This window comes from Nonomuraea sp. NPDC048882 (assembly GCF_040649755.1).
GTDB classification, from domain to species: Bacteria; Actinomycetota; Actinomycetes; order Streptosporangiales; family Streptosporangiaceae; genus Nonomuraea; species Nonomuraea maheshkhaliensis.
The window spans coordinates 575,516-602,478 of the sequence record NZ_JBEZGB010000006.1 but is presented as its reverse complement, the minus strand read 5'-3'; the positions used below and the strand labels follow the sequence as shown (position 1 = coordinate 602,478).

Here is a 26,963-nt window from a genome sequence, read left to right as displayed (position 1 = left end):
CCTAGGAGTGAATTCGGCATGATCCCCCTGCTCAGCGTCGTCGTCCCGTTCTACAACGTGGAGCCGTACCTCACCGAGTGCCTCAAGTCGCTGGCCGCGCAGACCCTCGACGACATCGAGGTGATCCTGGTGGACGACGGCTCCGTGGACGGCAGCCGGCGCGTCGCCGAGGACTTCGCCGCCAGGGATGAGCGCTTCGTCCTGATCGGTCAGCGCAACCTGGGCCCGGGCCCGGCCCGCAACCAGGCGGTACGTCAGGCGCGCGGCGCCTACCTGGCCTTCGCCGACAGCGACGACGTCGTGCCGCCGGAGGCGTACGAGCTGCTGGTCGGCAAGCTCGCCGAGACCGGCTCCGACCTGGCCTGCGGCGCGGTGCGGCGGCTGGTGGACGGCGAGCTGGAGGAGTCCGTCCTGCACGAGAAGGTGTTCAGGCGGCCGCAGCTGTGCACACACATCACCGACAAGCAGGTGCTGATCAGGGACCGCACGGTGTGGAACAAGGTCTACCGGCGCGACTTCTGGGAGCGCTGCGGCCTGAGCTTCCCGTCCGGCATCTACGAGGACGTGCCCGTCGCCATGCAGGCCCACGTGCTGGCCACCAGCGTGGACATGCTGGGCGAGGTGGTCTACCACTGGCGCAAGCGCGAGGAGGGGGAGCACTCGATCACGCAGCGCCGTTCCGAGCTGTCCAATCTGCGCGAGCGGCTGACGGCCATCCAGTCGGTGCGCGCCTTCCTGGACGAGCGCGCGCCCGAACTGCTCGACGGCTTCGACGCCCTGGTGCTGGAGAAGGACACCGTCTTCCTGTTCCAGGCGCTGGAGCGCGGGGAGGAGGATCCTGGGCCGCTGCTCGACCTGGGCCGCGCCTGGATGGCCGCGCTCGGCCCGCACGTGCTGGCGAGCGCGCCGTCGTTGCGCCGCCTTGAGCTGCACCTGCTCGGCCGCGGCCTGATCTCGGAGCTGCGCGCGGTGCGCGAGTTCCGGCGCGGTCGCGAGGACCTCACCCGGGTGGTCCCGCGCGGCCTGCGCGTCACCAACTGGTACGGCGACTACCCCTTCTTCCGCAGCCGCCGCCTGCGCATCCCCGACGAGGTGTTCGACGCCCGCGACGAGGTCAAGCTGATCGCCAGGGTCGACGCGTGCGAGTGGACCGGCGCCGAGTACCGCCTGCGCGCCCACGTGGCCTTCCACCGCGTCGATCGCAGGATCCCCAAGGTCGGCCTGTGGCTGAGCGACGGCAAACGCCGCGTCCCCCTGGAGACGCGGCGGCAGGGCCGCTACGGCGTCGTGGCCACGATCGATCCGGGCCGCCTGGACGGCGCGGGGCCGTGGCGGCTGCAGGTGCGGGCCGAGCTGCGCGGCCTGGTGTTCAAGGGCTGGTGCCGGGACGGGGAGGCCGGCTCCGCGTGGCGGTTTTCCGTGCCGGGTTGGTCAAGAAGCGGCATGGACATCCCCCAGTAGTTCCAGACAGTAATCGCTCGGGCTCGGTGCGTGGTCATGCTGGAAGGCATGAGGACCTATTCGCTCGATGACGTCCACGAGACACGCAAGCGGAGAGACTCCTGGTGGACCGTGTATTTCGTGGACCCGGTCGCCTGCCGGGTCACCCTCCCCGTCGCCAATCACACCCGGTTGACGCCCAACGGGCTCACCGTGATCTCGCTGGTCCTCGGCCTGGTCTCGGCCGCCTGTTTCGCGACGAACCAGCTCATTGCGGGCGCAGGCTTCTTCTATCTCAGCTTCATGATCGACTGCGTGGACGGCAAAGTGGCCCGGCTCAAGGGCACGGGGACGCCCTTCGGCCTCTGGCTCGACTACGTGGGGGACCGGGTCAGGGTCGTCCTGTGTGCCGGGGGGCTGGCATACGGGCAGTACACGCTGACCGGCGACGTGAGCTTCGTCGTCCTCGGGGCGGCGGTGGCCGTGCTCGACCTGTTCAGGTACGTCAACGCGCCGCAGATGAAGCGTGTGCGCGAGGCGGTCAGGGAGGAGCGGCAGGAGAACGGGCTGGAGCCGCTGGGGCCTGACCCGCTGGCGGTGGACATCATGTCACCGGATCCGCTGGCGGCCGATCCCCTCACGGGGGATCCCTTCGCGGCGGATCCCTTCACGCCGGGCCCGTACCCGGGCCAGTACAGGGCGGATCCCTTCTCGGTGGATCCGCTGGAGCCGCCGGAGCGGGAGCGGATGGGGCGGGGGCCCCGGCCGCGCGCGTTCTTCCGGCTCTTCAAGCGGCTCAACAGGTTCCTGGCCCGCCACCGCGTCCGCTCGCACTTGGTGAGCGGCATCGAGTTCCACGCGGCGGTGTTCGTGATCGCGCCCCTTGCGGGGGCATGGGCGCTGATCCCGCTGGCCGCCGCGTCCGGAGCTCTGCTGCTCGCCAACGAGATCTTCCTTGTCTACCGGATGTGGCTCTTCACGCGCAGGCACGGCGCGAGCTCGTCTCAGGAGAGCCGAGAACACGTTCTCGTCTAAGTTTTTCGGGGGTTAGTACGAAATGTCAGACCGACCAGTCTTCGTCATCGGATGCCCGCGGTCCGGCACCACGATGCTCCAGCTGATGCTCCACTCGCACCCCCGCATGGCGGTGCCGCCGGAGACGCGCTTCCTCATTCCCGCTTACTACCGCCGCCGCACGTGGGGGGACCTGCGGTTCGACCAGCGCCGCCGCGCGCTCGCCGAGTGGATCGCGACCGACCGCAGCACGAAGTTCCGCGAGCTCAAGATCGACAAGGACGAGTTCGTCAGGCAGGCCATGGAGGGCCCCGGCTCGCTCGGCTCGGTGATCGGCACGGCCTTCCGCATGTACGCCGACCGGTTCGACAAGGCCCGCTGGGGCGACAAGCGGCCCAGCTACGTCAAGCAGGTCGACCTGCTGCTCCGGCTCTTCCCCGACGCCCAGTTCATCCACCTCATCAGGGACGGCCGCGACTGCGTGGCCTCGCTGAAGGAGATGCCCTGGTACACGCTCGACTCCTTCCACGCCGTCTCCACCTGGGCCGAGGCCATCGACGCCGGCGGCCGGCTCAGGCGCACGCTGCCCGACGACACCTACTACGAGCTGCGCTACGAGGACCTCACCGACGACCCGATGACCGAGCTGAAGAAGCTCTGCCACTTCCTGGACGAGGACTTCTCCCCGGCGATGATCTCGCCGCGCGAGGCCGCCAGCGTGGCCGTGCCGCAGCACAAGGTCTGGCACAGCAACACCCACCGCGAGGTCACCCGCAGCCGGGTCGGGAGCTGGGCGAACCGGCTGGACGACTGGGAGATCGCGCTGTGCGAGCACATGCTCGGCGACCGCCTGGAGTCCATGGGCTACGAGCTGACCGGCGCGCCCAAGCCGGCCAAGGAGCACGTGACGGCCGCGCAGAAGACGATGCAGAAGCGCAAGGCCAGCCGCATGCGCAAGGCCATGCGCGACCGGTTCAACCGGCTGCGCGAGCCCAGCCCGGTGGCCGCCATGCTCACCACCCGCCAGCGTTCGCTGGCCGGGGTGCCGCAGCAGCGCAAGGAACTCACCGAACCGGTCTGAGCCTGACAGCCTGGGAGTCGGCACAGCTTTGAGCGCTCAGCGCTCGATGCCGTCTTGAGAGCTCAGCGCTCCATGCCGTTTTTGAGCGCTCAGCGCTCGATGTGAGCGAAGAGCGACTCCCAGCGGTCCAGCACGTGGTCGAGGCGGAACGCCTCGGCCCGTGCGCGGGCGTCGGCCCCGAGCCGGCGCCGCTCCTCCTCGTCCCCGGCCAGCCGGGCCAGCTCCGCCGCGAACGCGTCCACGTCGCCCGGCGGCACCAGCACGGGACCGGCCGAGCGCACCCCTCCCGACACGTCGAACGCCACCGCGGGCACCCCGCGCGCCGCCGCCTCCAGCAGGACGATCGGCAGCCCCTCGTGCTCGCTGGTCAGCGCCAGGACCGAGGCCGCCAGGTACTCGGCCGGCATGAGCCAGGCCGGCACCAGCCCCCTGAACACCACCCGGTCGGCCACGCCGTCCCGCTCCGCGTGCGCGCGCAGCCGTTCCCGCTCGCCGCCGTCCCCGATGAGGTGCAGCTCCCACGGGCGCGGCAGCTTCGCGCGGGCGAACGCGCTGATCAGCCGGTCGAACCGCTTGACGCCTTCCAGCCGGCCCACGCCGAGCACGCGCGGCGAGGCGAGGTCCGACATCTCCTCCGGCCAGTCCGCCAGCGGGTTCGGCAGCGTGTACGCGTTCGGCAGCAGCGCGTGCTCGGAGAACAGCCTGGCGTCGTCGTCGCTGAGGAAGAGCGCCTGGTCGAGCCCGGCGTAGTGGCGGCGGATCGAGGCCAGGTGCCAGCAGCCGCGGGCGTGGTCGTACGAGCTGTGATACTGACCGATCGGCCGGAACCCCTCGGGCAGCAGCCCCGACAGCCTGGCCACCACGGACGGCGAGGTCAGGACCGCGTAGCCGGGGCTGATCCGGCGCAGCAGCTCCTTGAGCCGCCGATCGCTCAACCGGCGCGCCAGCGGGCCCTCGGACGCCCGGCGGCCGATCACGTGCCGCTGGTAACGCGGGTGCCGGACGTAGCGGAACGGGCTGGCGGCCGGTTGCAGGCCGATGACGTGCACCTCGTGCCCGCGCCGTGCCAGGCCCTGGGCCAGGGTGTGGGTGACCTGCTGGGTGCCGCCGAGCGTGTCGGCGTCCAGGCAGGTGAAGACGACCGTCGCTGCGCCACTCATTGGGCGCCCTCCCTGGAGTCCTGTCTGGCGTCCTGCCCTGCGTCGGCGAAGAAGTCGGCGACGATCCTGGCCGCCGCGTCGCCGTGCTCGTCGGCGCACCACAGCTCGCGGAAGGCCGCATACCGTTCGGCGTAGGAGGCGTGCACGGCGGGCAGGTCGCGCAGCGCGGCGATCAGGTCTCCGGTCGTCGCGACGCACGGGCCTGGGGCGATGGCCGGCAGGTCGTGGTAGACGCCGCGCTCGGCGAGCCGGTAGTCGTCCCAGTCGTCGATGTAGAACAGCATCGGCTTGCCCGTCAGCGCGTAGTCGCACATGACGGAGGAGTAGTCGGTCAGCAGCGCGTCCGAGGCCGGCATCAGATCGTTGATGTCCGGATACGACCCGGCCGAGCGGACGAAGTGCTTGAGGTGCTCGGGCGGCTGGTAGCGCTCGACCGGATGCGTACGCAGCAGCACCACCCAGTCCTCGGCCAGCTCCTCGGCCATGAGCTCCAGGTCGGCCCGTACGGACCGGCCGCTGCCGATGCCCCGGTCCCGGTAGGTGGGCGCGTAGAGCAGCACCCGGCGGCCGGGCGGCACCTCCAGCCGCCGCCGCACCTCGGCCGCCTTGTCCGCCTGGTCCACCGCCGGCTCGGCGCGGACGAGGGCGTCGCACCGGGGCGTGCCGCACCGGTACACCTTGCCCGAGTAGCCGTTCGACGGCAGGAACACCCGCGAGAACTCCGCGCTCGGCGACACCAGCGCGTCCCACCGCGCGACCGCCGCCCGCCACCGCGCCCGCGGCTTGTCGAAGTCGCCGCGCAGGTCGGGCGCGTCGAACCCGATCGACTTGATCCCCTGCCCGTGCCACGTCTGCAGGTAGCGGGTGCCCTTGGGCTTGGGGTAGTCGAGCGGGAAGCCGTGGCTGTCCACCCAGACGCCGGCCCTGGCCATGGTGTAGATGTAGCGCCAGCTTCCGCGGCGGACGAGCCGCACGTCCGCGGGGAAGTTCCTGCGCCCCCTGGCCACCGACCAGACCACCTCGATCGGCAGGCCGCGCCGGCGCAGCTCCTCGTAGATGGCCCTGGGGCTGCCGCTGTAGCCCTTGCCGACGTCCGACTCGAACAGGGCGAGGTCGTGCCGGCGCGGCAATACCTTGATCATCAGCTTGTACGCCCGCAGCTTGTTCGCCGGCGTGTTGACCCGCTTCATCAGCTGCCGCCTGATCCGCCGCCACACCGAGCGGGCGATGGAGTCGGGCCGTACGCACAGGTAGGCCGCGTAGCCCTCGACCTTGAGCGTGCAGCCGGGCAGCTCGATCGGCTCGGTGTGCGGGTCGGCGATGATCCGGTCGGTCGTGGTGTGCCCGTCGGAGGTCCTGGTGAAGCCGATGCGCGGGTCGCACCGGCCCTTGGGCGTGAACGTGACCCGGCTGACGTACCCGCCCGCGCTCGACGGCTCCGGCGCGATGGGCACCCGGTCCCTGCCGAGCTGCAGGAACGCCGTCCAGGCCGGCGGCAGCACGCCGAACGGGTCGTAGGTGCGCACGGTCATCCGCACCCGGTCCCCGTCGGAGGACAGGTCCGCCACCTCGTGCCGCAGCCGGGAGGAGGTGTAGGGCAGCTCGGCCAGCCGCAGCCGGGTGATGTCCATGCCGGGGGAGGCCGTCGTGCCCCAGTACGTCCGCCCGTCGAGCTGCACCGCCGCCCGCGGCGCCGCCCTGGGCCCGGTCAGCGAGCCGGCCGCGATGCGCAGGTCCTCGATCCGGTCGTCGAGGATGAGCCGGCAGCAGACCCGGTCGAGCGGGGCGATCCGCTCGAACACCTCCTCCGCCACCTCCTCCAGGTACGGCCGCACCACCGAGGCGAACTCCTTGACCCACACCAGGTCGCGCCGGGGCAGCGGGTTCAGGTAGACGCGCAGGTCCTGCCGGACGAACCGGTACTGCCGGTGCGGCACCAGGTCCGCGGCCCCGTGCTCGCGCAGGATGTCGTCGCTCAGCCGGGCCGCGATCACCCGTTGCCGCACGTTGTCCAGGTCGTCGATGCTGAGCGAGATGGAGTCGTTCACGGGCGCGCGGTGCCAGTGGTAGACCACCCACGGCACGACCGCGAACCTGCGGCTGGTCGCGTACAGCTCGGCGGCGAAGACGTGGTCCTCGTAGTGGATGTCCTCGGGGAAGCGCAGCACGTTGTCGCGCAGCCGGCCGACGTCGTAGAGCTTGTTGGTGCTGAAGCTGTCCAGGAACAGCTCGGGCTCCTCGCGGATGCCCTCGACCACCCGCCTTCTGGCGAACAACGACGGGTAGTACGGCTGCAGCCGCCCGCTCGGCTCGTACAGGCGGGAGATCTGCCCGGAGACGAAGTCGGCGCCGGTGCGTTCGATCTCGGCCAGCAGGCTCTTGCACGCGTGCCTGGGCAGCTCGTCGTCGCTGTCGAGGAACATGATGTACGGCGAAGTGGCCGCGTCGATGCCGTCGTTGCGCGGTGCGCCGCAGCCGCCGGAGTTGACCGGTCTGCGTAGGTAACGCACCCGCGGATCGGCCTGGGCGAGCCGCCGCGCCACCTCCGGCGTGCCGTCCGTGCTGGCGTCGTCGGCGATGATCACCTCAAGGTCGCGCAGCGACTGCCCGAGCACGGAACGTACGGCCCTGGGCAGGCGGGCCGCGTCGTTGTACGTGATGACGACGACCGTGCAGTCCGGCATCCCAGTCCCCCGTAGCTAGTTCTACCTGCGGGAATGGGACTTCCCTCAGCCACGGCGAAGTGTCCGGACTTGATGCACTATTTGCCGAAAATCACCGCATAAGGCGACGAATAATCCAGATGATGGCGAGCAGCACCACGAGCGCGCCCGCGACCGGCGCCAGCCGCTTCAGCAGCGGCTGCCCGGCGATCCGCAGCAGGTCGAGCGCCTCCTCGTCGGGCGTGCGCGAGGTGCGCAGCGGGGCCGCGGGCCGTACTTCCTGCTCGGGCGCCGGCGGCACCGCGCTCAGGTGCCGCTCCTCCTCCTGGCCCTGTTCTCGGCCCTGTTCTTGGACTGGGGGCACCTGTTCGACCGTGGGCTCGGAGATCAGCTGGGCCAGGTTGTCGGCGAACCTCTCGATGAGCTTGCCGCCGACCTCGGCCATGACCCCCCGCCCGAACTGCGCCGGCCGGCCCGTCACGTTGAACGACGTCTCCACCGTGACCAGCGTGGCCTCGTCGCGTTCGCGCAGACGCGCCTTGACCGTGGCGGAGGCGGTGCCCGAGCCCCTGGCCTCCTTGCCCGACGCCTGGATGGTGAGCGTGTAGGAGTCTTTGTCCACGTCCTGGAACTTGGCCGTGCCCCGGTAGGTGACCGTGATCGGGCCGACCTTGACCTTCATCCTGCCGGTGAACTCGTCGCCCTCGAAGACGTCGAGCGCCGCACCCGGCAGGCAGGGCGCGACCCGCTCGACGTCGAGCAGCACCGCCCAGGCCTGCTCGATCGGAACGGGAACAGTGAACTCGTGCTCGAACCGCATCGCCATCGATCCGCTCCTTCTCCCAGTGCCTGTGACGATATGCCGCAGCGGGGGCGCCCCGGAAGAGGCGCCCCCTTCAGATCACGGCGAGGCCGTCGCCGTCCGCACCGCGCGGTGGGTCAGCACCCTGGCCAGATGCCGCCGGTAGTCGGGCTGGGCGTGCAGATCGGCGGGCGGAGAGGTGTCGGCCGCCGCCTCCTCGCACGCCTGGCGTACCTGATCGCCCAGCTCCACGCCCTGCAACGCGGCCTCGGTGGCACGGGCGCGCACCGGAGTGGCGCCCATGTTGGTCAGCCCGATCCTGGCCTCGGCGATCGAGCCGTTGGAGCGCCTGACCGCCGCCGCCACGCCGACGATGGCCCACGCCTGCGCGGTCCGGTGGAACTTCTCGTAGTGGAAGCCCCAGCCCGCGCCCAGTTTCGGCACCTTCACCCCGGTCAGGATCTCGCCCTGCCGCAGCGCCGACTCCCAGTAGTCGACGAAGAACGCGGCGGCCGGGATCTCCCGCTCGCCCTGCGCCGAGGCGGCCACGAACACCGCCTCCAGCGCCAGCGCCACCGCCGGCAGGTCGCCGGCCGGATCCGCGTGGGCCAGCGAGCCGCCGAACGTGCCCCGGTGCCTGATCGCCGGATCGGCCACCTGGGCCGCGGCCAGCGCCACCAGCGGGCAGCCGTCCCGCACCACGGGCGAGCGCAGCACCTCGTCGTGCGTGGCCATCGCGCCGATGAAGACGTGGTCACCGCGGTCGTGCACGCCCTTCAGCTCGGCGATCCTGCCGACGTCCACCAGCTTCGACGGGTAGGCCAGCCGCAGCCGCAACAGCGGCAGCAGCGACTGACCGCCGGCCAGGACCTTGGCGTCCTCGTCCGAGGCGAGCGCCTGGCACGCCTGCTCCAGCGAGCTCGGACGTTCGTAGTCGAACTGAGCGGGAATCATCGCCGCACTCCTTCCAGGGCCCGCCAGACGCGCTCGGGCGTGCACGGCATCCGTAGGTCCTCGATCCCGTACGGCCGCAGCGCGTCCACGATCGCGTTCACCACGGCCGGGGTCGAGGCGATCGTGCCCGCCTCGCCGACGCCCTTGGCGCCCAGCGGGTTGCTGGTCGCCGGGGTCTCGGTCCGGTCGAGGGTGAACATCGGCAGGTCGGCGGCCGACGGCAGCAGGTAGTCGGCCATCGTGGTGGTGAGCAGGTTGCCCTCGGCGTCGTACGTGGCCTCCTCGAAGAGCGCCTGCGCGATGCCCTGGGCGATGCCGCCGTGGACCTGGCCCTCCACGATCAGCGGGTTGACGACCTTGCCGATGTCGTCCACCGCCACGTACGAGCGCAGCTTCACCATGCCCGTCTCCGTGTCGACCTCCACCGCGCACAGATGGGTGCCGTGCGGGAAGGAGTAGTTGTCCGGGTCGAACGTGGCGTCGGAGTCGAGGCTCGGCTCGACCCCTTCGGGCAGGTCGTGCGCGGTGAACGTGGCGTAGGCCAGTTCCTGGATCGTCTTGCTCGAATCCGTGCCGCGCACCTTGAACGCCCCGGCCTCGAACTCCAGGTCGTCCGGCGAGCACTCCAGCACGTACGCGGCCAGCTTGCGGGCCTTCTCCTTCACCTTCTCGCACGCCTTGAGCACCGCGACACCGCCGACGACCAGCGAGCGCGAGCCGTAGGTGTCCATGCCCTTGTGCGCGATCGCCGTGTCGCCGTGCAGCACCGTGACGTCCTCGAACGGCACGCCGAGCGCGTCGGCCACGATCTGGCTCCACGACGTCACGTGGCCCTGCCCGTGCGGCGAGGTGCCGGTGATGACCTCGACCTTGCCCGTGGGCAGCATGCGCACCGAGCCGTGCTCCCAGCCGCCCGCGCCGAAGTTCGCGTCCGCCAGCCACCGGGACGGGGCCAGGCCGCACATCTCCGTGTACGTGCTGACGCCGATCCCGAGCTGCACCGGGTCGCCCCGGTCCCGCCGGTCGGCCTGTTCGGCGCGCAGCTTGTCGTAGCCGAACAGCGACAGCGCCCGGTCGGTGGCCGCCTCGTAGTTGCCCGAGTCGTACGTCAGCCCCGAGATCGTGGCGTAGGGGAACTCCTCGTGCTTGATCCAGTTGCGCCTGCGCACCTCGACCGGGTCCACGTTCACCGCGGCCGCGAGCTCGTCCATCATCCGCTCGATGAGGAACGTGGCCTCGGGACGGCCCGCCCCGCGGTAGGCGTCGGTCGGCATCTTCGTGGTGAACACGCCCGTGCAGTTGAACTGGTACGCGTCCATCTTGTAGATCGCGTTGCACATCGACGCGCCCAGCAGCGGGATGCCCGGCGTGAGCAGCATCAGGTACGCGCCCATGTCGGCCAGCAGGCTGACCTGCAGCCCCCTGATGCGCCCGTCGGCCTCGGCCGCCAGCCGTACGTGCTGGATCTGGTCGCGGCCGTGGTGCACGGTCAGGTTGCCCTCGGAGCGCGACTCCGTCCACTTGACCGGCCGGCCCAGCTTGCGGGCCAGCAGCAGGCAGAGCACCTCCTCCGCGGTGACCTGCAGCTTCGAGCCGAACCCGCCGCCCACGTCGGGCGCGATCACCCGCAGCTTGTGCTCGGGGATGCCGGTGACCACGGCCAGCATGACCCGCAGCACGTGCGGGATCTGCGTGGACGACCACAGCGTGAACGACTCGCCGTCGGTGTCGGCCAGGATCGCCCGCGGCTCCATCGCGGTCGGGATGAGCCGCTGCTGGACGAAGGTCCGGTCGACGACGACGGGCGCGTCCCTGAACGCGGCCTCGATGTCGCCGAAGTCGGCCGTCATCTCGTACGCCTTGTTGCCCGTCTCGTGCACCTTCGGGCTGTCCGGCGACAGCGCCTCGGTCATGTCGACCACCGCGGGCAACGGCTCGTAGTCGACCTCGATCGCCTCCAGCGCGTCGGCCGCCCGGTAGCGGTCGACCGCGATCACGCAGGCCACGGCCTCGCCCACGTACCGGACCTCGGAGACCGCCATCGGCGGGTGATCGGGGATCACGATGTCCTCGGTGACCGGCCACGCGCACGGCAGGCTGCCCTGCTCGGCGGCGAGATCTTGGCCGCTGAAGGCCGCCACGACCCCGGGAAGCGCACGCGCCCCCGACACGTCCACCCCGGTGATCCTGGCGTGCGCCATCGGGCTGCGCAGGAACGTCACGTACAGCATCCCAGGACGGGACAGGTTGTCCGTCCACTGCGTGCGGCCCGTCAGCAGCCTGGCGTCCTCTTTGCGCTTACGCGGCCTGCCCACCTCCTGAACGGTCACGGCGTGCTCACCGCCTGACCCATCTCCTGCGCGCCCTTGCGGACGGCGCGCACGATGTTGCAGTAGCCGGTGCAGCGGCAGAGGTTGCCCTCAAGCCCCTGTCTGATCGTCTCTTCCGACGGCTCAGGGTCCTCCCTGAGCAGGTCTATCGCGGCCATGACCATGCCGGGCGTGCAATAGCCGCACTGCAGCGCGTGCTCCTCGTGGAAGGCCCGCTGCATCGGGTGCATCTCACCGGCCGCGCCCAGGCCCTCGATCGTGACGACGTCGCCGCCGTCGGCCTGCACGGCCAGCACCGAGCAGCTCTTGACGCTCTTGCCGTCGAGCATCACCGTGCAGGCGCCGCAGTTACTGGTGTCGCATCCGACCGGGGTTCCGGTCTTGCCCAGTCGTTCTCGTAGGAGATGAACGAGCAGGAGTCGCGGCTCGACTTCCTCCTCGTACGTGATCCCGTCGACAGTGACGGTGATTCGGGGCATACGTCCTCCCTCATTGAGCAGGGGGGGAAAGGCGGACACTCCGAACCTACGCCGGTGTTCTTACCGGTCAAGGGTCACTTACCCCGGACCACCCGCGCGACGATCGCGACCAGCCCCGCGAAGGCCAGTCCCAGCACCGTCACCCCGACCAGAACCAGCGGCTCACGGATCGTGCGTGTCACCGTCAAAATGCCCAGAACGATGAAGAGCACACCGCTGAGCAGGGCCATCCAGTCCGTCCTGTGCACCCGCCTGTACGCTCGATCGGGCCGCTCGACGTCACGCCGCACGCCGCACCTCCATGTCGCCGACTCCGCCCTTGAGGTACAGCACGATCGTGGAGACCTTGCCCTCCGGCTTCGTCTCCGGCTCCAGCACCTTGTCCGAGCGCACCTGCACCCCGCCCTTGAGCGACTGGTCGATGACGATGTCGCCGATCTTGTTGGTGGCGTGCACCTCGACCCTGGCGGTCGGCGGCACGATCACCACCAGCTCTCCCGCCGACACCGCGGCGTTGAACGTCACGTGCGTCCCCGGCGGCAGCCGCAGCTCCGACAGGTCCAGCCGGCCGTCTCCCAGGCCCACGTCGTAGAGCTGGTTCGCCTCGGCGATCGTGGTCGGCGTCCACTCCGACGGGCCGATGTTGCGCGGCAGGCCGCCGAGCACCAGCCCCATCGCCACGATCAGCACGAGCGCGGTGCCCGCGGCCACCAGACCGGCGCCCCGGCCCCACCAGGCGGCGATGAGCAGACCCGCGCCGACGGTGATGAGCATGGCGCCGCCGACGACGGTCGGGCTCACTCCGCCGGCCGACCTGGCTTGGACCGCCACGACGATCCCTCCAATGATGATTGCCAGCAGGATGGTGATGGCGCCGATGTACGACCTGGGCCGGGGCGCCCGCTTGTCCCGCTTGGGCGGGATCGGGCGGCCGTACAGGGCGGGGTCATAAGGGGAGTGGCCGCCGGCCCGCTTGGCCGGGTCGAGCGGCTGGTACGGGCCGTTCGGCGCGAACGGCTCGCCGTAGCCGGAGTAGTCGAGCGCGGCCGGGGGGTCGGGGCGGTAGGCGGGCCGCGGGTCGCTCGGGGCGGCCTCGGGACGCAGCGGCCCCGGCACGGCGTGCTCCGCGGTCACCGCCTCCGGCGACACGCCCCGCTCCCGGCGGGCCGCGGCCTGGCGAGCCCGGTAGGCCGCGTCCCTGGCACTGTCGGCCGCCGCCCGCAACTCCTCGACAGACGCCGCCTCCCGCGCCTCCCTGCCCGGCGCTCCGCTCTCGGCCGGCGCCGCGCTCTCCTGGGGGGCCGCACTCTCGGCCGGCATCGCGCTCTCGGCCGGAGCCGCCGGCGTGGCCGGGGGGCGCACGCTGCCGGTCACCGGCTGCCGTCCCGCGCCCGCTGACGTGACGGATTCGTTCGCTGATGTGACAGATTCATCCGCGTTCGCCGGGGGGACGGCCTCGTCCACGCCCTCCGGCGCGGGGCGCGGGGCGCGGGGGACCGGGGTGGTCGGCGGGGCCGGGGAGAAGTGGGCGGCGGGTCGTTCGCCCTGCCGCCTGAGCAGCCGTTCCGGCATCGACCTGGCCAGCCCGAGCAGATCCACCCCGCTGGAGTGGGCGGCCAGCAGCGACACGGCCAGGAACACCCCGACCACCAGCGTCCCCGTGTCGAGCCAGACCGTCGCCAGGTTGAGCGCCAGCCCGAACGCCAGCACCGCCGACAGCAACGCCATCACGGCCTCGGCGTCGAAGTCGCGCCGCGTCCACTGCTCGATCAGCCCCGGCCGGCCGTTCGGCTCCTTCATCAGCAGGAACGCGGCCAGATAGAGGAGCAGCCCGACCCCGGACCCCAGCAGCAGCACGGCGACGCCCACCCGGAACACCACCGGGTCGATGCCGGTGTAGCGTCCCAGGCCCGCGCAGACTCCCATGAGGAAGCGCCCCTCGCTGCTGCGTCGCAGCTCACGGGGTGGGGCGGCCGGTTGCCTGGGCGGAGCTTCTGTCATGCCTACATCGTGGACCCACGCGCGGGCGGCTCGCATCCGGGAGACCCCTGACCCGACCCGGGGGTTGTTCCCTGATGCTGGAATGCCCCCGACGTGTGACTATGGCCATGTTATGGCTGACCAGAAGCTTCTCGCCGAGCAGAGCGGCGACACGCCCTACCGCCGGATGATGCGCCCCATGGAGGGGCGCCTGCTCGGCGGTGTCGCCCAGGGGCTGGCGGCGCAGCTCAAGCTTGATCCCGTGGTGATCAGGCTGATGTTCGTGCTGCTCACCGTCGTCCATGGGATCGGTGCGGTGGCGTACGCCGTGCTGTGGATGGTCACGCCGCGGCAGCCGTACCAGGGCCAGCAGCCGCAGCGCGACTGGAGCCAGCTGGCCGCGTTCAGCGCGATCGGGGTGGCGCTGCTGGCGTTCGGCTGGCTGACCGGGGCCTCGCAGGGCGGCATCGGCATGCTGCCGTTCGCCGTCGGCGGGATCGGCGCGCTGATTCTCTGGCAGCAGGCCGACCCCGAACGCCGCAAGGGCTGGGTCAGCGGCGCCACGCTCAGCATGCGCAAGAACCGGGTGCGCACGCTGCTCGGCGTCGGCCTGGTCGTGATCGGCGCGACCGGATTCCTGGCCGCGGAAGGCGAGCTGCCCCAGATCAGGGACAGCCTGCTGTTCACCGTGGTCGTGGTCGGCGGGCTTGCCGTCATCGCCGCGCCCTGGCTGGCGGGCCTGTGGAAAGAGCTGCAGCTTGAGCGGCGCGAGCGCATCAGGCAGGAGGAGCGGGCCGAGGTCGCGGCCATGGTGCACGACTCCGTGCTGCACACGCTCACGCTGATCCAGCGCGTCGCGCACGACCCGCGCGAGGTCTCGCGGCTGGCCCGCTCGCAGGAACGCGAGCTGCGTAACTGGCTCTACCAGCCGGCGCAGGACGCCGACGCCACGGTGGCGGCGGCCGTACGCAGGATCGCGGCCGAGGAGGAGGACTCCCACGGGGTGCCGATCGAGGTCGTCTGCGTGGGGGACATCGCCCTCGATCCGGCGGGCAAGCTGGGGGCCATGCTCAAGGCGGCCCGGCAGGCGATGGTCAACGCGGCCAAATACTCTGAGAGTCCCTCTATTTCCGTCTATGCCGAAGTAGAGGGTGAAGAGGTCACGATTTTCGTGAAGGATCGTGGCAAGGGGTTCGACCTTGAGGCGGTGCCGCTCGACAGGATGGGGATCAGGGAGTCCATCATCGGGAGAATGGAACGTCACGGAGGCGCGGCCCGCGTTCGCACGGAGCCCGGCGAGGGCACGGAAGTGATGTTGACGATGAAGGTGGAGAAGGCATGACGCGCGTACTGATCGTCGACGATCACCGGCTGTTCCGATCGGGCGTGCGCGCCGAGCTCGGCGACTCCATCGAGGTGGTCGGGGAGGCGGAGGACGTCGAGAGCGCGGTCAAGGCGATCGCCGCGCACCAGCCCGACGTGGTGCTGCTCGACGTGCACATGCCCGGTGGCGGCGGCCAGGAGGTGCTGCGCCGGGTGCTGGGTGCCGGCTCCCAGGTGCGCTTCCTGGCGCTGTCGGTCTCCGACGCGGCCGAGGACGTCATCGGCGTGATCAGGGGCGGCGCCCGCGGCTACGTGACCAAGAACATCAGCGGCAAGGAGCTCACCGACGCCATCCGCCGGGTGGCCGACGGCGACGCGGTGTTCTCGCCGCGGCTGGCGGGGTTCGTGCTGGACGCGTTCGCCTCGTCGGAGGCTCCCTCCATCGATCCCGAGCTCGACTCGCTGACGCAGCGCGAGCGGGAGGTGCTGCGGCTGATCGCGCGGGGGTACGCGTACAAGGAGATCGCCAAGGAGCTGTTCATCTCGGTCAAGACCGTGGAGACCCACGTGTCGTCCGTCCTGCGCAAACTCCAGCTCTCCAACCGGCACGAGCTGTCCCGCTGGGCCACCGCGCGACGCCTCGTCTGATCTGTCCCTTACGCCGATCTCGCCAGTTTTTGGCGGGTCTTGGACCGTTACAGGAAAGTTATCGGGATTTCGCCAGCGAAACTCTCGTCTCCGTTGTCACACAAGGAGGTAGTCGAAGCACTTAAGTCCAGGAGTAACCCCTTTGAAGCGCGTCACCCGGATGCTTCCGGCTCTGCTCGCTCTGGCCGCCGCCACGGCATGTGCGGCGGAGAGCGTCCCCGCTCCACAGCCCGGCGCCCGAGCCGCCGCTGTGGCCCAGAGCACCACGATCCCCGCTCCCGCCCCCGCCGCGGGTGCCGTCGCCGCCCCGGCGAAAAAGGCAAAGCTGGAGATCGCCGATATCACCCCCATGGGGGAGAAGACGGAGAAGGTGGGGGTCGGGTTCCCGATCATCGTCACCTTCGACCGTGACGTCAAAGACAAGGCCGCGGTCGAGGCCCTGCTCGACGTCGAACCGGAGAAGCCCGTGGAGGGCGCCTGGCGCTGGGTGTCCCCGCGCAAGGTCATCTACCGGACGAAGACGTACTGGAAGCCGTACCAGAAGGTGCTCTTCACCGCGCGTTTGTCCGAGCTGCCCGGCAACGAGAAGGCCAAGAACGTCTCACGCCGCTTCGCGGTCGGCTCCCAGCAGATCTCCTTGGTCAACACGCGGAACCACACGATGAAGGTCTACCGCAACGGCAAGCTGGCCAAGAAGATCGCGATCAGCGCCGGTAAGGGCGGCTTCGTCCGCAACGGCGTGGACGTGTACCTCACCACCAGCGGCACCCACCTCACGATGGGCAAGAAGGCCGTCGAGACCATGACCTCCTCCTGGATGGGCGTGACGGATCCCAAGGATCCGCGCTACTACAAGGAGGAGATCCCGTGGGCGGTGCGCATCTCCGACAGCGGCGAGTACGTGCACCAGAGCGCCGGCTACTACCAGTTCCTGGGGCGCTCGAACCAGAGCCACGGCTGCGTGCGGGCCACTCCGGCCGGAGCCAAGTGGTTCTACACGATCGCCCAGCGCGGTGACGTCGTGAAGATCACCGGCACCAAGCGCAAACTGCAGTGGAACAACGGCTGGAGCTACTGGCAGCTCAACTGGACCCAGTGGAAGAAGGGCAGCGCCCTCAAGCCCTGACCCGGCACTTCATGAAGAGGGGCCGCATTCCCCGCAAAGGAAAGCGGCCCCTCTTCCACGCTCAGCCCTGAGACCCTTCCACGCTCACGCCGGATGCCCGGTTTCCAGGCGCAGGCCCACTATGCGCCCAGGCTCAGAGCTTCTCCAAGGGCGCGTAGGCCAACAGCAGGGTCTTCTCGCCGCCGCTGCCGAAGTCGATCTTCACCTTGGTCTTCTCCGCCACCCCGTCCACGGACACCACCGTGCCCAGCCCGAACGCGTCGTGCGTGACCCGGTCGCCGGGCGTCAGGGACGGGATCTTGCGCCCGCCGCTCTTGGCCGGGGCCGGGCGCGCGGCCGGCTCGCGCTTCGTGGCGGCGCTCCAGGCGGACTTCTCCGGATCGGTACGCCAGTCGATCAGAGTGCCCGGCACCTCGCTGACGAAGCGCGAGGCCGGGTTGAACGACGGCGCCCCCCACGCGCTGCGCACGGCCGCCCGCGTCAGGTAGAGCCGCTTCTGCGCCCTGGTGATGCCGACGTAGGCCAGCCGCCGCTCCTCCTCCAGCTCCTTGGGCTCGCCCAAGGACCGGATGTGCGGGAACACACCGTCCTCCATGGCCGTCAGGAACACGACGGGGAACTCCAGCCCCTTGGCGGTGTGCAGCGTCATCAGCGTGACGACCCCCTGCCCGCCGTCGCTGTCGGGGATCTGGTCGGCGTCGGCCACCAGCGACACCTGCTCCAGGAACTCCACCAGCGTGCCCTCCGGGTTGGCCTCCTCGAACTCGGAGGCCACGGAGATGAGCTCGTTGAGGTTTTCCAGGCGGGACTCGTCCTGCGGATCCTCCGACGCCTCAAGCTCGGCGCGGTAGCCGGTGGCCACCAGGATCTCCTCGGCCAGCGCGGACGGCGGCATGCCCTCGGCCTTGGCGATCAGCTCCTCGAGCATCGAGACGAACTCGCGGATGGCGTTGAGCGAGCGCGTGGCCATCCCGTATGCCTCGTCGGCCCGGCGCAGCGCGTCCCAGAACGGGATCTGCTCGCGCGAGGACAGCGCCTCCACCATCGCCTCGGCCCGGTCGCCGATGCCGCGCTTGGGCACGTTGAGAATGCGCCGCAGCGACACCACGTCGGCCGGGTTGGCCAGCACCCGCAGGTAGGCCAGCAGGTCCTTGACCTCCTTGCGCTCGTAGAAGCGCACCCCGCCGACGACCTTGTAGGGCAGGCCGGTGCGGATGAAGATCTCCTCGAACACGCGGGAGGCGGCGTTGGTGCGGTAGAAGACCGCGACCTCGCCCGGCTTGACGTCCTCCTCGTCGCTGAGCCGGTCGACCTCCTGGGCCACGAACATGGCCTCGTCGTGCTCGTTGTCGGCCACGTAGCCCACGATCTTGGGCCCGTCGCCCTGGTCGGACCAGAGGTTCTTCGGCTTGCGCGACTCGTTGCGCGAGATCACCGCGTTGGCCGCGGCCAGGATGTTCTGCGTGGAGCGGTAGTTCTGCTCCAGCAGGATGGTGCGCGCGTCGGGATAGTCGCGCTCGAACTCCAGGATGTTGCGGATCGTCGCGCCGCGGAAGGCGTAGATCGACTGGTCGGCGTCGCCCACCACGCACAGCTGCGACATGTCGGCGCCCGAGCGCACCAGCTCACCGTCGCCGGTGCGCAGCTCGGGATGGCCGACCAGCTCCCTGATCAGGATGTATTGGGCGTGGTTGGTGTCCTGGTATTCGTCGACCAGCACATGCCTGAACCGCATCCGGTAGTGCTCGGCCACGTCGGGGAAGAGCTGGAACAACGTCACCGTGTTCATGATGATGTCGTCGAAGTCCATCGCGCCGGCCTCGGTCAGCTTGAGCTGATAGGCCTTGTACGCCTGCGCGAGCGTCTTCTCCAGGTGTGAGCCCGCCCGGTCGATCGCGCTCTCGTAGTCGACCAGCTCGTTCTTGAAGTTGCTGACCTGCGCCGAGAACGAACGCGGCGGATAACGCTTGGGGTCGAGCTCCATCTCCCTGCAGACCATGGCCATCAGCCGCTGGGAGTCGGCCTGGTCGTAGATGGAGAAGCTGGACGGGAAGCCCAGCCGCTTGGCCTCCCTGCGCAGGATGCGCATGCAGGCGCTGTGGAACGTCATCACCCACATCGCCTTGGAGCGCGGCCCGACGAGCTTGTCGATGCGCTCCTTCATCTCCCTGGCGGCCTTGTTGGTGAAGGTGATGGCCAGGATCTCGCCCGGATGCACCTCACGTTCGGCCAGCAGATAGGCGATGCGGTGCGTGAGCACCCGCGTCTTTCCCGAGCCCGCCCCGGCCACGATGAGCAGTGGACTGCCGTGATGGATCACGGCCTCGCGCTGTTGCGGGTTGAGGCCGTCGAGCAAGGGGTGGTCAACAGAGACTTGGGTCGGCACCTACCTAGGTTAAGACGCTCCACCGACATTCGGCGCCCGGAATGCCTCCGGCGGGGTCCCGGTTGTCCTCCATGGAAGGTCCAGAGAGGGGAATCATGCTGCCGGAGAGCGAGATCAACCGGGTGCTCGTCGTGACCGCCCATCCTGACGACGCCGATTTCGGCTCGGCGGGCAGCGTGGCGCTGTTCGTGGACCGCGGCGTCGAGGTCACCTACCTGCTGGTCACGGACGGTGACGCGGGCGGCAACGAGCGCGAGCTGGACAACTCCGGCATGGCCGAGCTGCGCAGGGCCGAGCAGCTGGCCGCGGCCAAGGCGGTCGGGGTCACCGACGTGCGCTTCCTCGGCCGCTCCGACGGGCAGGTGGTGCCCTCGCTGGACCTGCGGCGCTCGATCGCCAGGGTCATCCGCCAGGTCAGACCCGACCTGGTCATCACCCATCACCCCGACCGCAACTACCAGTTCATCGCCCCCAGCCATCCGGACCACCGCGCCGTTGGCGGCGCCACCCTGGACGCGGTCTATCCGGACGCGCGCAACCCGTACGCGTTCCCGGAGCTGATCAAGGAGGAGGGGCTGGAGGCGTGGACCGTACGTGAGGTGTGGCTGAACGGGGGCTCCACCCCCAACCACTTCGTGGACATCACCGAGGCCATGGACCGCAAGCTCGCGGCCTTGCAGTCACATGTCAGCCAGGTCGCCCACGTGGACGGCTTCGCCGACTTCGTCAAGAGCCGCTTCGCCGCCTGGGCGAAGCAGGCCGGCCTCGGCGACGACCGCTACGCGGAGGGCTTCCAGGTCGTCCCCACGGCCTGACCCGCGCGACCCGCGCCGCCCTCGTCACCCGGGGCGGTCAGGGGACGGAGCCTGGTGGCACCACCCAGAGCGACGGCTGCCCCGTCACCTCCGAGATGATGTCGAAGGCGTGCCCGTAGTGCAGGATCGTCGCCCCGTGCACCTCGGCGCAGGCGGCGATCAGCAGCTCGTCGGGGCCGATGCCGCGGTGCTGGGAGATCTCGACGAGCTGCCGCTGCACGACCATCGCCCGCGTCTGCACCTCCTGGTCGACCGGCAGCAGGATGCACTGCCGCTGGGCGTGCACCATGCGCTGGTAGTGGCCGTAGTCCTGGGCGCTGTAGAACACCTCGAGATCCACGACACTGCAGGTCGCCACCGCCCTGGCCGCATACAGCGGCTGGAGGGCCTTGGCGATCACCTCGCTGGCCCTGATGCGGGCCAGCGCGCTCTTGTCGAGGAGGTACATCAGTCCTGTCGTCGCCACACCTGCGTCGTGATCTCCGGATCCAGCAGGTCCGGGCTCCCCTCCGTGCGCCAGAACTCGAACGCTCTGATCGCACACTCCTTGTCCGCGTCCTTGTCGACCACTACGCGCAGCGCGGCGTGGACCGTTTCTCTCATGGTCGGCGTACCGAGCTTCTGCTGGGCCGCTTCCAGCAGCTCCTGGTCGATGTCGATTACCGTACGCATGCGACAGCACCTCCGTACCTCCGGCGTATCTGAGTTTCCGTGTTCATCCGTCTTTTTCGGGCATGCGCCAAGCCCGAACCGGGGTGGGTTCGAAACAGGCGCCTCGGAGACGGTAAAGCCTGGACATGCGCAGGTCACAGCGGGACCGGGTGGGCGGGGGAGAAAATCCTTCCGTTAGGTGAAAACTCTTATCCCGCACGAGGCAGATGATCTATCGCGACGCGATCTGCCGGTCACCTCATTCGCTCACTTTTCATGGCGAACAGGTGTCAACCCGCCTTCTCCTGATATGCCGCCCTCGCGCTTGGCGGCGATTCTGGCGAAAAGGTAGCCAAGTGAGTTGGTGGCGAGATGCAGCATGGCCGGAGTGAGCAGGCCGCGGTGGCGGCGCAGCTCGCAGAACAGCACCCCGGCCGCCGCCGTGGACACGACGCTGCCCGCGACCACCCTGGCGGTGTCGAGATGTCCGGGCGACTCACCGGCCGTCAGTGCGCCCAGCGCGGGGTTGGCGCGCGCCATGTCGATCGCGGGAAGGATGTGCCAGAGCCCGAACAGGGTGGAGGAGACCGCCGTCGCGGCGGCTGTGCCCCGGCGGCGACGCACCATGCCGTAGAGAGCGCCACGGAACCCGACCTCCTCCAGCAGAACCGTGCCCAGCGGCACCTGGAGCAGCGCCTCCTCCAGGACGCGGGCTCGCGACAGCGACAGGGCGCGCTCGTCACGGAAGAAGGGCCTGGTGCGGGGGGAGAGGATGCCGACGGTGTAGACGGCGGCCACACCCGCCGCCAGCGCCCCACCGGCCACGGCGCCCCGCCGCCCGTCCTCGAACCCGATCTCCTGCCAGGACAGCCCGGAACGACGAGCCATCGCGACGAGGGCGGCCGTGGCCAGGGTGGACGTCAATGGGCCCAGGCGTGGGGCGACCTTGTTGTTCAGCAGGTTGGCGGCGGTGAGCACGACGATCGACCGAAGCAGCACCCTTGCAGGCTACGCAATCCCCACGCAGCCGCCGCCCCGCAACCTCCGATCCACCCCTGAGCCACCGCCCAACCACCCTCAACCCACCCGGCCAGCCCGCGCAGCGCCCCCGAGGGCTGACCGCGCTGGGCGAGTCTGGGCAGGCCGCACGTCGGTGCCACAGCTGCCTGGACGGGCTGGGCGGTGGTCAGGAGGCTGCGGGGCGGCGCCAGGTTTCGGGGGTGCGGGCGCGGCGGCGTTCTTCCGGGGTGAGGCCGCCCCAGATGCCGTCCGACTCGCCGGCTCGTAAGGCGTAGGAACGGCACTCCTCGATGACCTGGCAGCCGGCGCAGACCGCCTTGGCTCTGGCCTCCTGCAACGGCGTGGGGGCGAGAGGGAAGAAGAGGTCAGGGTCGCTGGATCTGCACGCCCCCCTGCGCAGCCAGCCGATCTCCTCCAGTTGCATGGGTCAAAGGTAGAGCGTGATCATGATCGACCACATCATTCTCCGGGTTGACTCTCGTGTACGTCCTACGGTTTGATCGCACGCCCCCGTGTAGACCCTGTGCGGGTGCCGACCACATGTCCGGCATTTCGCCGCACGCATTCTCGGCGGCCCCGCCCACAGCAGGCGTCCAGGTTGCGTCCACTGTCAGGAGGCGTGCATTCCGACGGGCGTCCCCCAGCATGCGTCTCCCAGCAGGAATTCACCGTCAGCAGGAGTCCACGCCGTCCCGGTAGCCCGTCGCGAACGACGCCTGTCGTTGCTCGGCCGTGCCGTGGGCGGCCGGGTCGAGCCAGTTGTCGGTCGGGTCGCCCGCCGCCTCCAGGCTCAGCAGCAGCTCGTCCTCGTCACCCGCCTCCGCCGTCAGCGCCCCCGAGCCGACCAGGGCGGACAGCGTGCCGCCCGCGTAGCAGTCGGCCTGCAGCTCCATCTGGACGTTGAGCCGGAAGTTCGTCTGCAACTGGGCCTGGACGGCGTGCCCGAACTCGTGCGGAATGATCACGTAGACGGAGCCGTCGCCCATCTCGCTCCACAGCGACTCCATCCAGTCCTGGTCATAAGCGATGAAGTGGCCGATCGGGCAGTAGAAGGCATTGTTCGGTACGGATTTCTCCCCGCCGCAGGACGGCCCGGAGGTTCCCGAATACGGGACGAAGTCGGCGATCGGACGGTAGGTCTGGCCGAGTTGCTGGAAGTGTTGTGTCCAGAACTGCTCCGTGAGCGTGCGCGCCGTGCGGATGTCGTCCTCGAACGAGTCGGCCCCCTGGCGGTCCATCGACCGCGGGGCGACGATGCCGCAGCCGGCGACCAGCAGCACCAGTACGGCCGCGAGCCGGGCGAGGCCGGTGCGGGAGGTCAGAGTGGGGGAGATCCGGTCACGCGTCACGGGTTTCACGCATCCCAGGTGTGCGGGTGGTCGGTCGGCATCCAAGGGTGAGGGGTGGTCGATGTGTCCCAGCCGTGCGGCAGTGGTCGGTGTGTGCGGGTTTCACGTGTCCCAAGTGTGCACGGGGTCGTTGGTGTGCATGCGTTCGATGTACTCGAGTGTCATGCCTCGCAGGGCCTCGTGTCGATCACCCTTCCGTGCTCGTACGTGCTCGACCTGCCACGTGGCCCCCGTACGCCCGGTCAGGCACCGTCCCTCGATGACCGACAGCAGCCGGTCCGCCACGGGACCGTTCACGCCCCACCGGACCAGGCCCTCGTGCGCCAGGGGCAGCAGCCGCCGCAGGATCAGCTCGGCGGCGGGCACCTCGCCCAGCCCGGGCCAGTACAGCCGCGCGTCCAGCCCGTGCCTGGCCGCCGCGGCGAGGTTGTCCTCGGCCGCGCGGAACGACATCTGGCTCCAGATCGGACGCTCGTCGTACGGCAGCATGCGCATCAACCCGTAGTAGAAGGCCGCGTTGGCCGAGATGTCGGCCACGGACGGCCCTGCGGGCAGCACCCGGTTCTCCACGCGCAGGTGCGGCACCCCGTCGACCACCGCGTACACCGGCCGGTTCCACCGGTAGATCGTGCCGTTGTGCAGGGTGAGCTCGTGGAGCTGGGGGATGCGGCCCTGTCCGAGCTCGGCGCGCGGGTCCTCCTCCTCGCAGAGGGGCAGCAGGGCCGGGTAGTAGTTGACGTTCTCCTCGAACAGGTCGAAGACGCTGGTGATCCACCGCTCACCGAACCACACCCTGGGCCGTACGCCCTGCGCCTTGAGCTCGGCCGGACGCGTGTCCGTGGACTGCTCGAACAGCGCGATCCTGGTCTCCCTGTGCAGTTCCTTGCCGAACAGGAACGGCGAGTTCGCCGCCACCGCGACCTGGGCCCCGGAGATGGCCTGGGCGGCGTTCCAGTGCGCGGCGAACATCTCGGGGCTGACCTGCAGATGGAGCTGCACGCTCGTGCAGGCGGCCTCGGGCGCGAGGCTGTCGGCGCGCGTGTCGAGGCGTTCGACGCCCTCGATGGAGATGTGCAGGTCCTCGCCCCTGGCGGCGAAGATCTGCTCGTTCAGCAGGCGGTAGCGCGGGTTGGCCGACAGGGTGCCCTCGCTGATGTCCTGCTCGCGCAGTGTGGGCAGGATGCCGATCAGGACCAGATGGGCGTCCTGCGAACGGGCGCGTTCGTTGGCGTGGTTGAGCCGGGTCCTGACGTCGTTCTCCAGGCGCAGGGCGCCGTCGCCTGCCAGGTCCTGGGGCTGGACGTTGATCTCGATGTTGAACTGGCCCAGCTCCGTGGCCCAGTCGGGCTCGGCGATGGCGTTGAGCACCTGGGCGTTGCGCATGGCGGCCTCGCCGAGGCCGTCCACGATGTTGAGCTCGATCTCCAGGCCGGCCAGCGGGTGGTCGAAGTCGAAACGCGCATCCCGCAGCATCTGGGCGAAGACGTCGAGACACTGATGGACCTTTTCACGATATTTCCGGCGGTCGTCCCGGCTGAACACGACTACTGGCACATCTCTGCCCATAACTCGAAATGTCGCACGTCAAAGCCCACAAGACCAGTGCCCGAATGTGAAAGACCGGATCCAGCCCGCATGACGGAGCCGCCGTCCTCTCCACAGGTGCGGAAGTTGTCCACAGGCGTCCGCGAGACAGCTCCCGGGACGCACGGCAATGGCTAGGGTTCAGGGATGCGCGTTTTGATAACCGGCGGGGCGGGATATATCGGCAGTACGATCGCGTCGGCGTGCCTCGACGCCGGGATCGAGCCCGTCATCCTCGACAGTCTCGTGACGGGGCGGCGGGAGTTCGCCGAGGGCCGGGTGCTCTACGAGGGGAAGATCAGCGACGGCCCGCTGATTGACAGGATATTTACCGAAAATCCCGATATCGAGGCCGTCATCCATTGCGCGGCGCTCATCGTGGTCCCCGATTCCGTGGCCGACCCCATCGGCTACTACCGCGCCAACGTCGCCGAGAGCCTGGAGCTCGTCGACCACCTGATCCGCAACGGCTGCACCCGCATGATCTTCAGCTCCTCGGCCTCGATCTACCGCGCGGGCGACGACCACACGGTCACCGAGGAGTCCCCGCTCGACCCGCAGAGCCCCTACGCGCGCACCAAGGCCGTCTGCGAGGGCATGTTCGCCGACATCGCGGCCGGCGCGCCGATCAGGATCCTGTCCCTGCGTTACTTCAACCCGATCGGCGCCGACCCCAAGATGCGCACGGGCCTGCAACTGCGCCGCCCGAGCCACGCCCTGGGCAAGCTGATCGAGGCGTACGACGACGGCGTCCCGTTCCGGATCACCGGCACCGGCTGGCCGACCATCGACGGCACGGGCATCCGCGACTACGTCCACGTCTGGGACCTGGCCACCGCCCACGTCGCGGCGCTCGAACGCTTCGACGGGCTGGAGGCCGACGTGATCAACCTGGGCACCGGCGCGGGCACCACCGTGCGCGAGCTGGTCGACGCCTTCAACCGGGTCGTCGACCGTCCCGTCGAGGTCGTCGAGGCCCCGGCCAGGCCCGGCGACGTCGCCGGCGCCTACACCCGCAGCGACCTGGCCCACCGCCTGCTCGGCTGGCAGGCCCGCCACTCGATCGAGGAGGGGATCAGGCATTCGCTCGAATGGGCCGCCCTGCGCGACTCCCGCCTGACCTGAGGCGCCTGACCTGAGGCGCCTGACCTGAGGCGCCGCGACCGCCTGACCTGAGGCGCCGCGATCACCTGGCCTGAGGCGATCGCGGCCGGTCCGGCCGCGTGAGGTGCCGCGGCCGGTCCGGCCGCGGCGTGGGTCCTTCGTGGTCCTCCGTGGGAGCGACCTCGGCTATCCGGCGATGGCGCCGACGGAGCTCTCCGAGAGCTGGTCCGGGACCTCGCTGTCCTCGCCGAGGTCCTTGGCGTCGATCCACAGGTCCTCGGCCGGCGCCTTGATGGTGACCTTGGAGCCCCAGCCGATGTACTTGGTGGCGGTGCTGGAGCTGTACTTCCCGAGCACGCCGAAGTCCATGGTCCAGCTCGACCGCAGCTCCCTGACCAGCCCCTTGGAGTTGACCGACAGGGCGTACTCCACCTTGATCTTGCCCAGCTTGCCGCCGAGCTTGCGGCTGTGCGAGGCGGCGGCGAGCTGGTCCTGGGTCAGCGCGCCCTTGTACGTGCCGCCCTTGACGCTCTTGGCCTTCGTCACCAGCGCCTTGAGCACGCCCGGCTGGAACACGTCGATCATCTGGTTGAACGTGGCCCCGGCGGCCACGCCCGGGTAGCGGACCCACTTCTTGCCGTCGGGCAGGTCCTGGCTGAAGGCGCCGCCCTGGACGTAACTGTGGCCGCCGATCGTGATGATGCGCGGCGGCGCCACGGCGGCGGCGGCCTTGGGCGCCTTGTTCTTCATGTCGGAGGCCACGACCCCCGACTTGCCGAAGAGGAAGGTCCCGCTGCTCTTGCCGGTGGAGGCGCTCTTGCCGTCCACGGCCATCCGCGACGTCTCGACGATGCGCACGCCCTTGCCGGCGACGAACTGCTTCTTCAGCGCCTTCACGGGGTCCACGGGGGCGGCGTGGGCCGGCGCCACGGTCACGAGCGCGGCGGCCGTCGTCAACGCGAGGCCCGCGAGAATTCGCTTCATGGGTTTTCCTTCGCTTCAAAGAAGAGGGAAGCAGCAGCCTGCCAATGGAAGATCACGACCCTATATCGAG

Annotated in this window: 24 protein-coding genes; 8 read left to right on the top strand and 16 right to left on the bottom strand. The window is 69.8% G+C overall.

Going from position 1 to position 26,963, the window contains the following annotated elements; genetic code table 11:
• The first annotated feature begins 18 nt into the window (after positions 1–18).
• The 3 genes from AB0C27_RS24610 to AB0C27_RS24600 are packed head-to-tail and all read left to right on the top strand — an operon-like array spanning position 19 to position 3,535.
• Positions 19–1,461, top strand: coding sequence for a glycosyltransferase family 2 protein (locus AB0C27_RS24610; protein ID WP_357847812.1), 1,443 nt, complete (start codon positions 19–21; stop codon positions 1,459–1,461).
• Between the two features lie 48 nt (positions 1,462–1,509).
• Positions 1,510–2,475: a CDP-alcohol phosphatidyltransferase family protein gene (locus AB0C27_RS24605; protein WP_357847810.1), complete on the top strand. Its 966-nt coding sequence runs from the start codon at positions 1,510–1,512 to the stop codon at positions 2,473–2,475.
• Between the two features lie 22 nt (positions 2,476–2,497).
• The gene (locus AB0C27_RS24600) at positions 2,498–3,535 is read left to right on the top strand and encodes a sulfotransferase (RefSeq protein WP_357847808.1); all 1,038 of its coding nucleotides are present in this window, start codon (positions 2,498–2,500) and stop codon (positions 3,533–3,535) included.
• An 89-nt stretch (positions 3,536–3,624) separates the two neighbouring features.
• Here the strand turns inward: AB0C27_RS24600 and AB0C27_RS24595 are convergent, their stop codons facing one another.
• The 8 genes from AB0C27_RS24595 to AB0C27_RS24560 all read right to left on the bottom strand — a co-directional run bounded on the left by AB0C27_RS24595 (position 3,625) and on the right by AB0C27_RS24560 (position 13,924).
• Positions 3,625–4,695, bottom strand: coding sequence for a glycosyltransferase (locus AB0C27_RS24595; RefSeq protein WP_357847806.1), 1,071 nt, complete (start codon positions 4,693–4,695; stop codon positions 3,625–3,627).
• Complete coding sequence (locus tag AB0C27_RS24590) at positions 4,692–7,379, bottom strand: CDP-glycerol glycerophosphotransferase family protein (RefSeq protein WP_357847804.1); 2,688 nt, start codon at positions 7,377–7,379, stop codon at positions 4,692–4,694. The genes AB0C27_RS24595 and AB0C27_RS24590 overlap by 4 nt, the downstream gene beginning before the upstream one ends.
• A 91-nt stretch (positions 7,380–7,470) precedes the next feature.
• The gene (locus AB0C27_RS24585; protein WP_357847802.1) at positions 7,471–8,184 is read right to left on the bottom strand and encodes an SRPBCC family protein; all 714 of its coding nucleotides are present in this window, start codon (positions 8,182–8,184) and stop codon (positions 7,471–7,473) included.
• A 75-nt stretch (positions 8,185–8,259) separates the two neighbouring features.
• Positions 8,260–9,114, bottom strand: a complete 855-nt coding sequence (locus tag AB0C27_RS24580) for a xanthine dehydrogenase family protein subunit M (protein WP_326630871.1) — start codon at positions 9,112–9,114, stop codon at positions 8,260–8,262.
• Complete coding sequence (locus AB0C27_RS24575; protein ID WP_357847800.1) at positions 9,111–11,444, bottom strand: xanthine dehydrogenase family protein molybdopterin-binding subunit; 2,334 nt, start codon at positions 11,442–11,444, stop codon at positions 9,111–9,113. Before AB0C27_RS24575 ends, AB0C27_RS24580 begins: the two co-directional genes overlap by 4 nt.
• Positions 11,441–11,923 (bottom strand): (2Fe-2S)-binding protein, encoded by a 483-nt coding sequence (locus AB0C27_RS24570; RefSeq protein ID WP_106236243.1) that lies wholly within the window; start codon positions 11,921–11,923, stop codon positions 11,441–11,443. The genes AB0C27_RS24575 and AB0C27_RS24570 overlap by 4 nt, the downstream gene beginning before the upstream one ends.
• Before the next feature lie 74 nt (positions 11,924–11,997).
• Complete coding sequence (locus AB0C27_RS24565) at positions 11,998–12,213, bottom strand: hypothetical protein (protein ID WP_357847798.1); 216 nt, start codon at positions 12,211–12,213, stop codon at positions 11,998–12,000.
• Positions 12,203–13,924, bottom strand: coding sequence for a PspC domain-containing protein (locus AB0C27_RS24560; protein WP_357847796.1), 1,722 nt, complete (start codon positions 13,922–13,924; stop codon positions 12,203–12,205). The genes AB0C27_RS24565 and AB0C27_RS24560 overlap by 11 nt, the downstream gene beginning before the upstream one ends.
• A 112-nt stretch (positions 13,925–14,036) precedes the next feature.
• Between AB0C27_RS24560 and AB0C27_RS24555 the strand changes: the two genes are divergently transcribed.
• From AB0C27_RS24555 to AB0C27_RS24545, 3 genes are all read left to right on the top strand, one after another.
• The gene (locus tag AB0C27_RS24555) at positions 14,037–15,245 is read left to right on the top strand and encodes a PspC domain-containing protein (RefSeq protein WP_346110600.1); all 1,209 of its coding nucleotides are present in this window, start codon (positions 14,037–14,039) and stop codon (positions 15,243–15,245) included.
• Complete coding sequence (locus tag AB0C27_RS24550) at positions 15,242–15,874, top strand: response regulator transcription factor (protein WP_346110599.1); 633 nt, start codon at positions 15,242–15,244, stop codon at positions 15,872–15,874. Before AB0C27_RS24555 ends, AB0C27_RS24550 begins: the two co-directional genes overlap by 4 nt.
• 142 nt (positions 15,875–16,016) lie before the next feature.
• Positions 16,017–17,000: a L,D-transpeptidase gene (locus tag AB0C27_RS24545; RefSeq protein ID WP_357847793.1), complete on the top strand. Its 984-nt coding sequence runs from the start codon at positions 16,017–16,019 to the stop codon at positions 16,998–17,000.
• A gap of 133 nt (positions 17,001–17,133) precedes the next feature.
• On the opposite strand, the gene pcrA is transcribed toward AB0C27_RS24545, so the two are convergent.
• Entirely contained in the window at positions 17,134–19,356 is a 2,223-nt protein-coding gene (pcrA, locus tag AB0C27_RS24540) for a DNA helicase PcrA (protein ID WP_357847882.1), read from the bottom strand.
• Positions 19,357–19,481: 125 nt separating this feature from the next.
• Here pcrA and AB0C27_RS24535 point away from each other — a divergent pair, with 125 nt between their 5' ends.
• Complete coding sequence (locus tag AB0C27_RS24535; protein WP_357847791.1) at positions 19,482–20,201, top strand: PIG-L deacetylase family protein; 720 nt, start codon at positions 19,482–19,484, stop codon at positions 20,199–20,201.
• Positions 20,202–20,238: 37 nt separating this feature from the next.
• Here AB0C27_RS24535 and AB0C27_RS24530 read toward each other — a convergent pair whose 3' ends face one another.
• From AB0C27_RS24530 to AB0C27_RS24505, 6 genes are all read right to left on the bottom strand, one after another.
• Complete coding sequence (locus tag AB0C27_RS24530) at positions 20,239–20,667, bottom strand: PIN domain-containing protein (RefSeq protein ID WP_357847789.1); 429 nt, start codon at positions 20,665–20,667, stop codon at positions 20,239–20,241.
• Positions 20,649–20,873, bottom strand: coding sequence for a type II toxin-antitoxin system VapB family antitoxin (locus AB0C27_RS24525; protein WP_357847787.1), 225 nt, complete (start codon positions 20,871–20,873; stop codon positions 20,649–20,651). Before AB0C27_RS24525 ends, AB0C27_RS24530 begins: the two co-directional genes overlap by 19 nt.
• Before the next feature lie 246 nt (positions 20,874–21,119).
• Entirely contained in the window at positions 21,120–21,851 is a 732-nt protein-coding gene (locus AB0C27_RS24520) for a CPBP family intramembrane glutamic endopeptidase (RefSeq protein WP_357847785.1), read from the bottom strand.
• A gap of 187 nt (positions 21,852–22,038) precedes the next feature.
• Positions 22,039–22,296, bottom strand: coding sequence for a WhiB family transcriptional regulator (locus AB0C27_RS24515; RefSeq protein WP_357847783.1), 258 nt, complete (start codon positions 22,294–22,296; stop codon positions 22,039–22,041).
• A 247-nt stretch (positions 22,297–22,543) separates the two neighbouring features.
• Positions 22,544–23,230 (bottom strand): neutral zinc metallopeptidase, encoded by a 687-nt coding sequence (locus tag AB0C27_RS24510; RefSeq protein WP_357847781.1) that lies wholly within the window; start codon positions 23,228–23,230, stop codon positions 22,544–22,546.
• 93 nt (positions 23,231–23,323) lie between these two features.
• Positions 23,324–24,694: a glutamate--cysteine ligase gene (locus AB0C27_RS24505; RefSeq protein WP_357847778.1), complete on the bottom strand. Its 1,371-nt coding sequence runs from the start codon at positions 24,692–24,694 to the stop codon at positions 23,324–23,326.
• A 258-nt stretch (positions 24,695–24,952) separates the two neighbouring features.
• Here AB0C27_RS24505 and galE point away from each other — a divergent pair, with 258 nt between their 5' ends.
• Positions 24,953–25,930 (top strand): UDP-glucose 4-epimerase GalE, encoded by a 978-nt coding sequence (gene galE / locus AB0C27_RS24500; protein WP_357847776.1) that lies wholly within the window; start codon positions 24,953–24,955, stop codon positions 25,928–25,930.
• A gap of 165 nt (positions 25,931–26,095) precedes the next feature.
• Here galE and AB0C27_RS24495 read toward each other — a convergent pair whose 3' ends face one another.
• Positions 26,096–26,893 carry a hypothetical protein gene (locus AB0C27_RS24495; RefSeq protein WP_357847774.1) on the bottom strand — a complete coding sequence of 266 codons (798 nt, stop codon included), beginning with the start codon at positions 26,891–26,893 and terminating at the stop codon, positions 26,096–26,098.
• Positions 26,894–26,963: the final 70 nt, after the last annotated feature.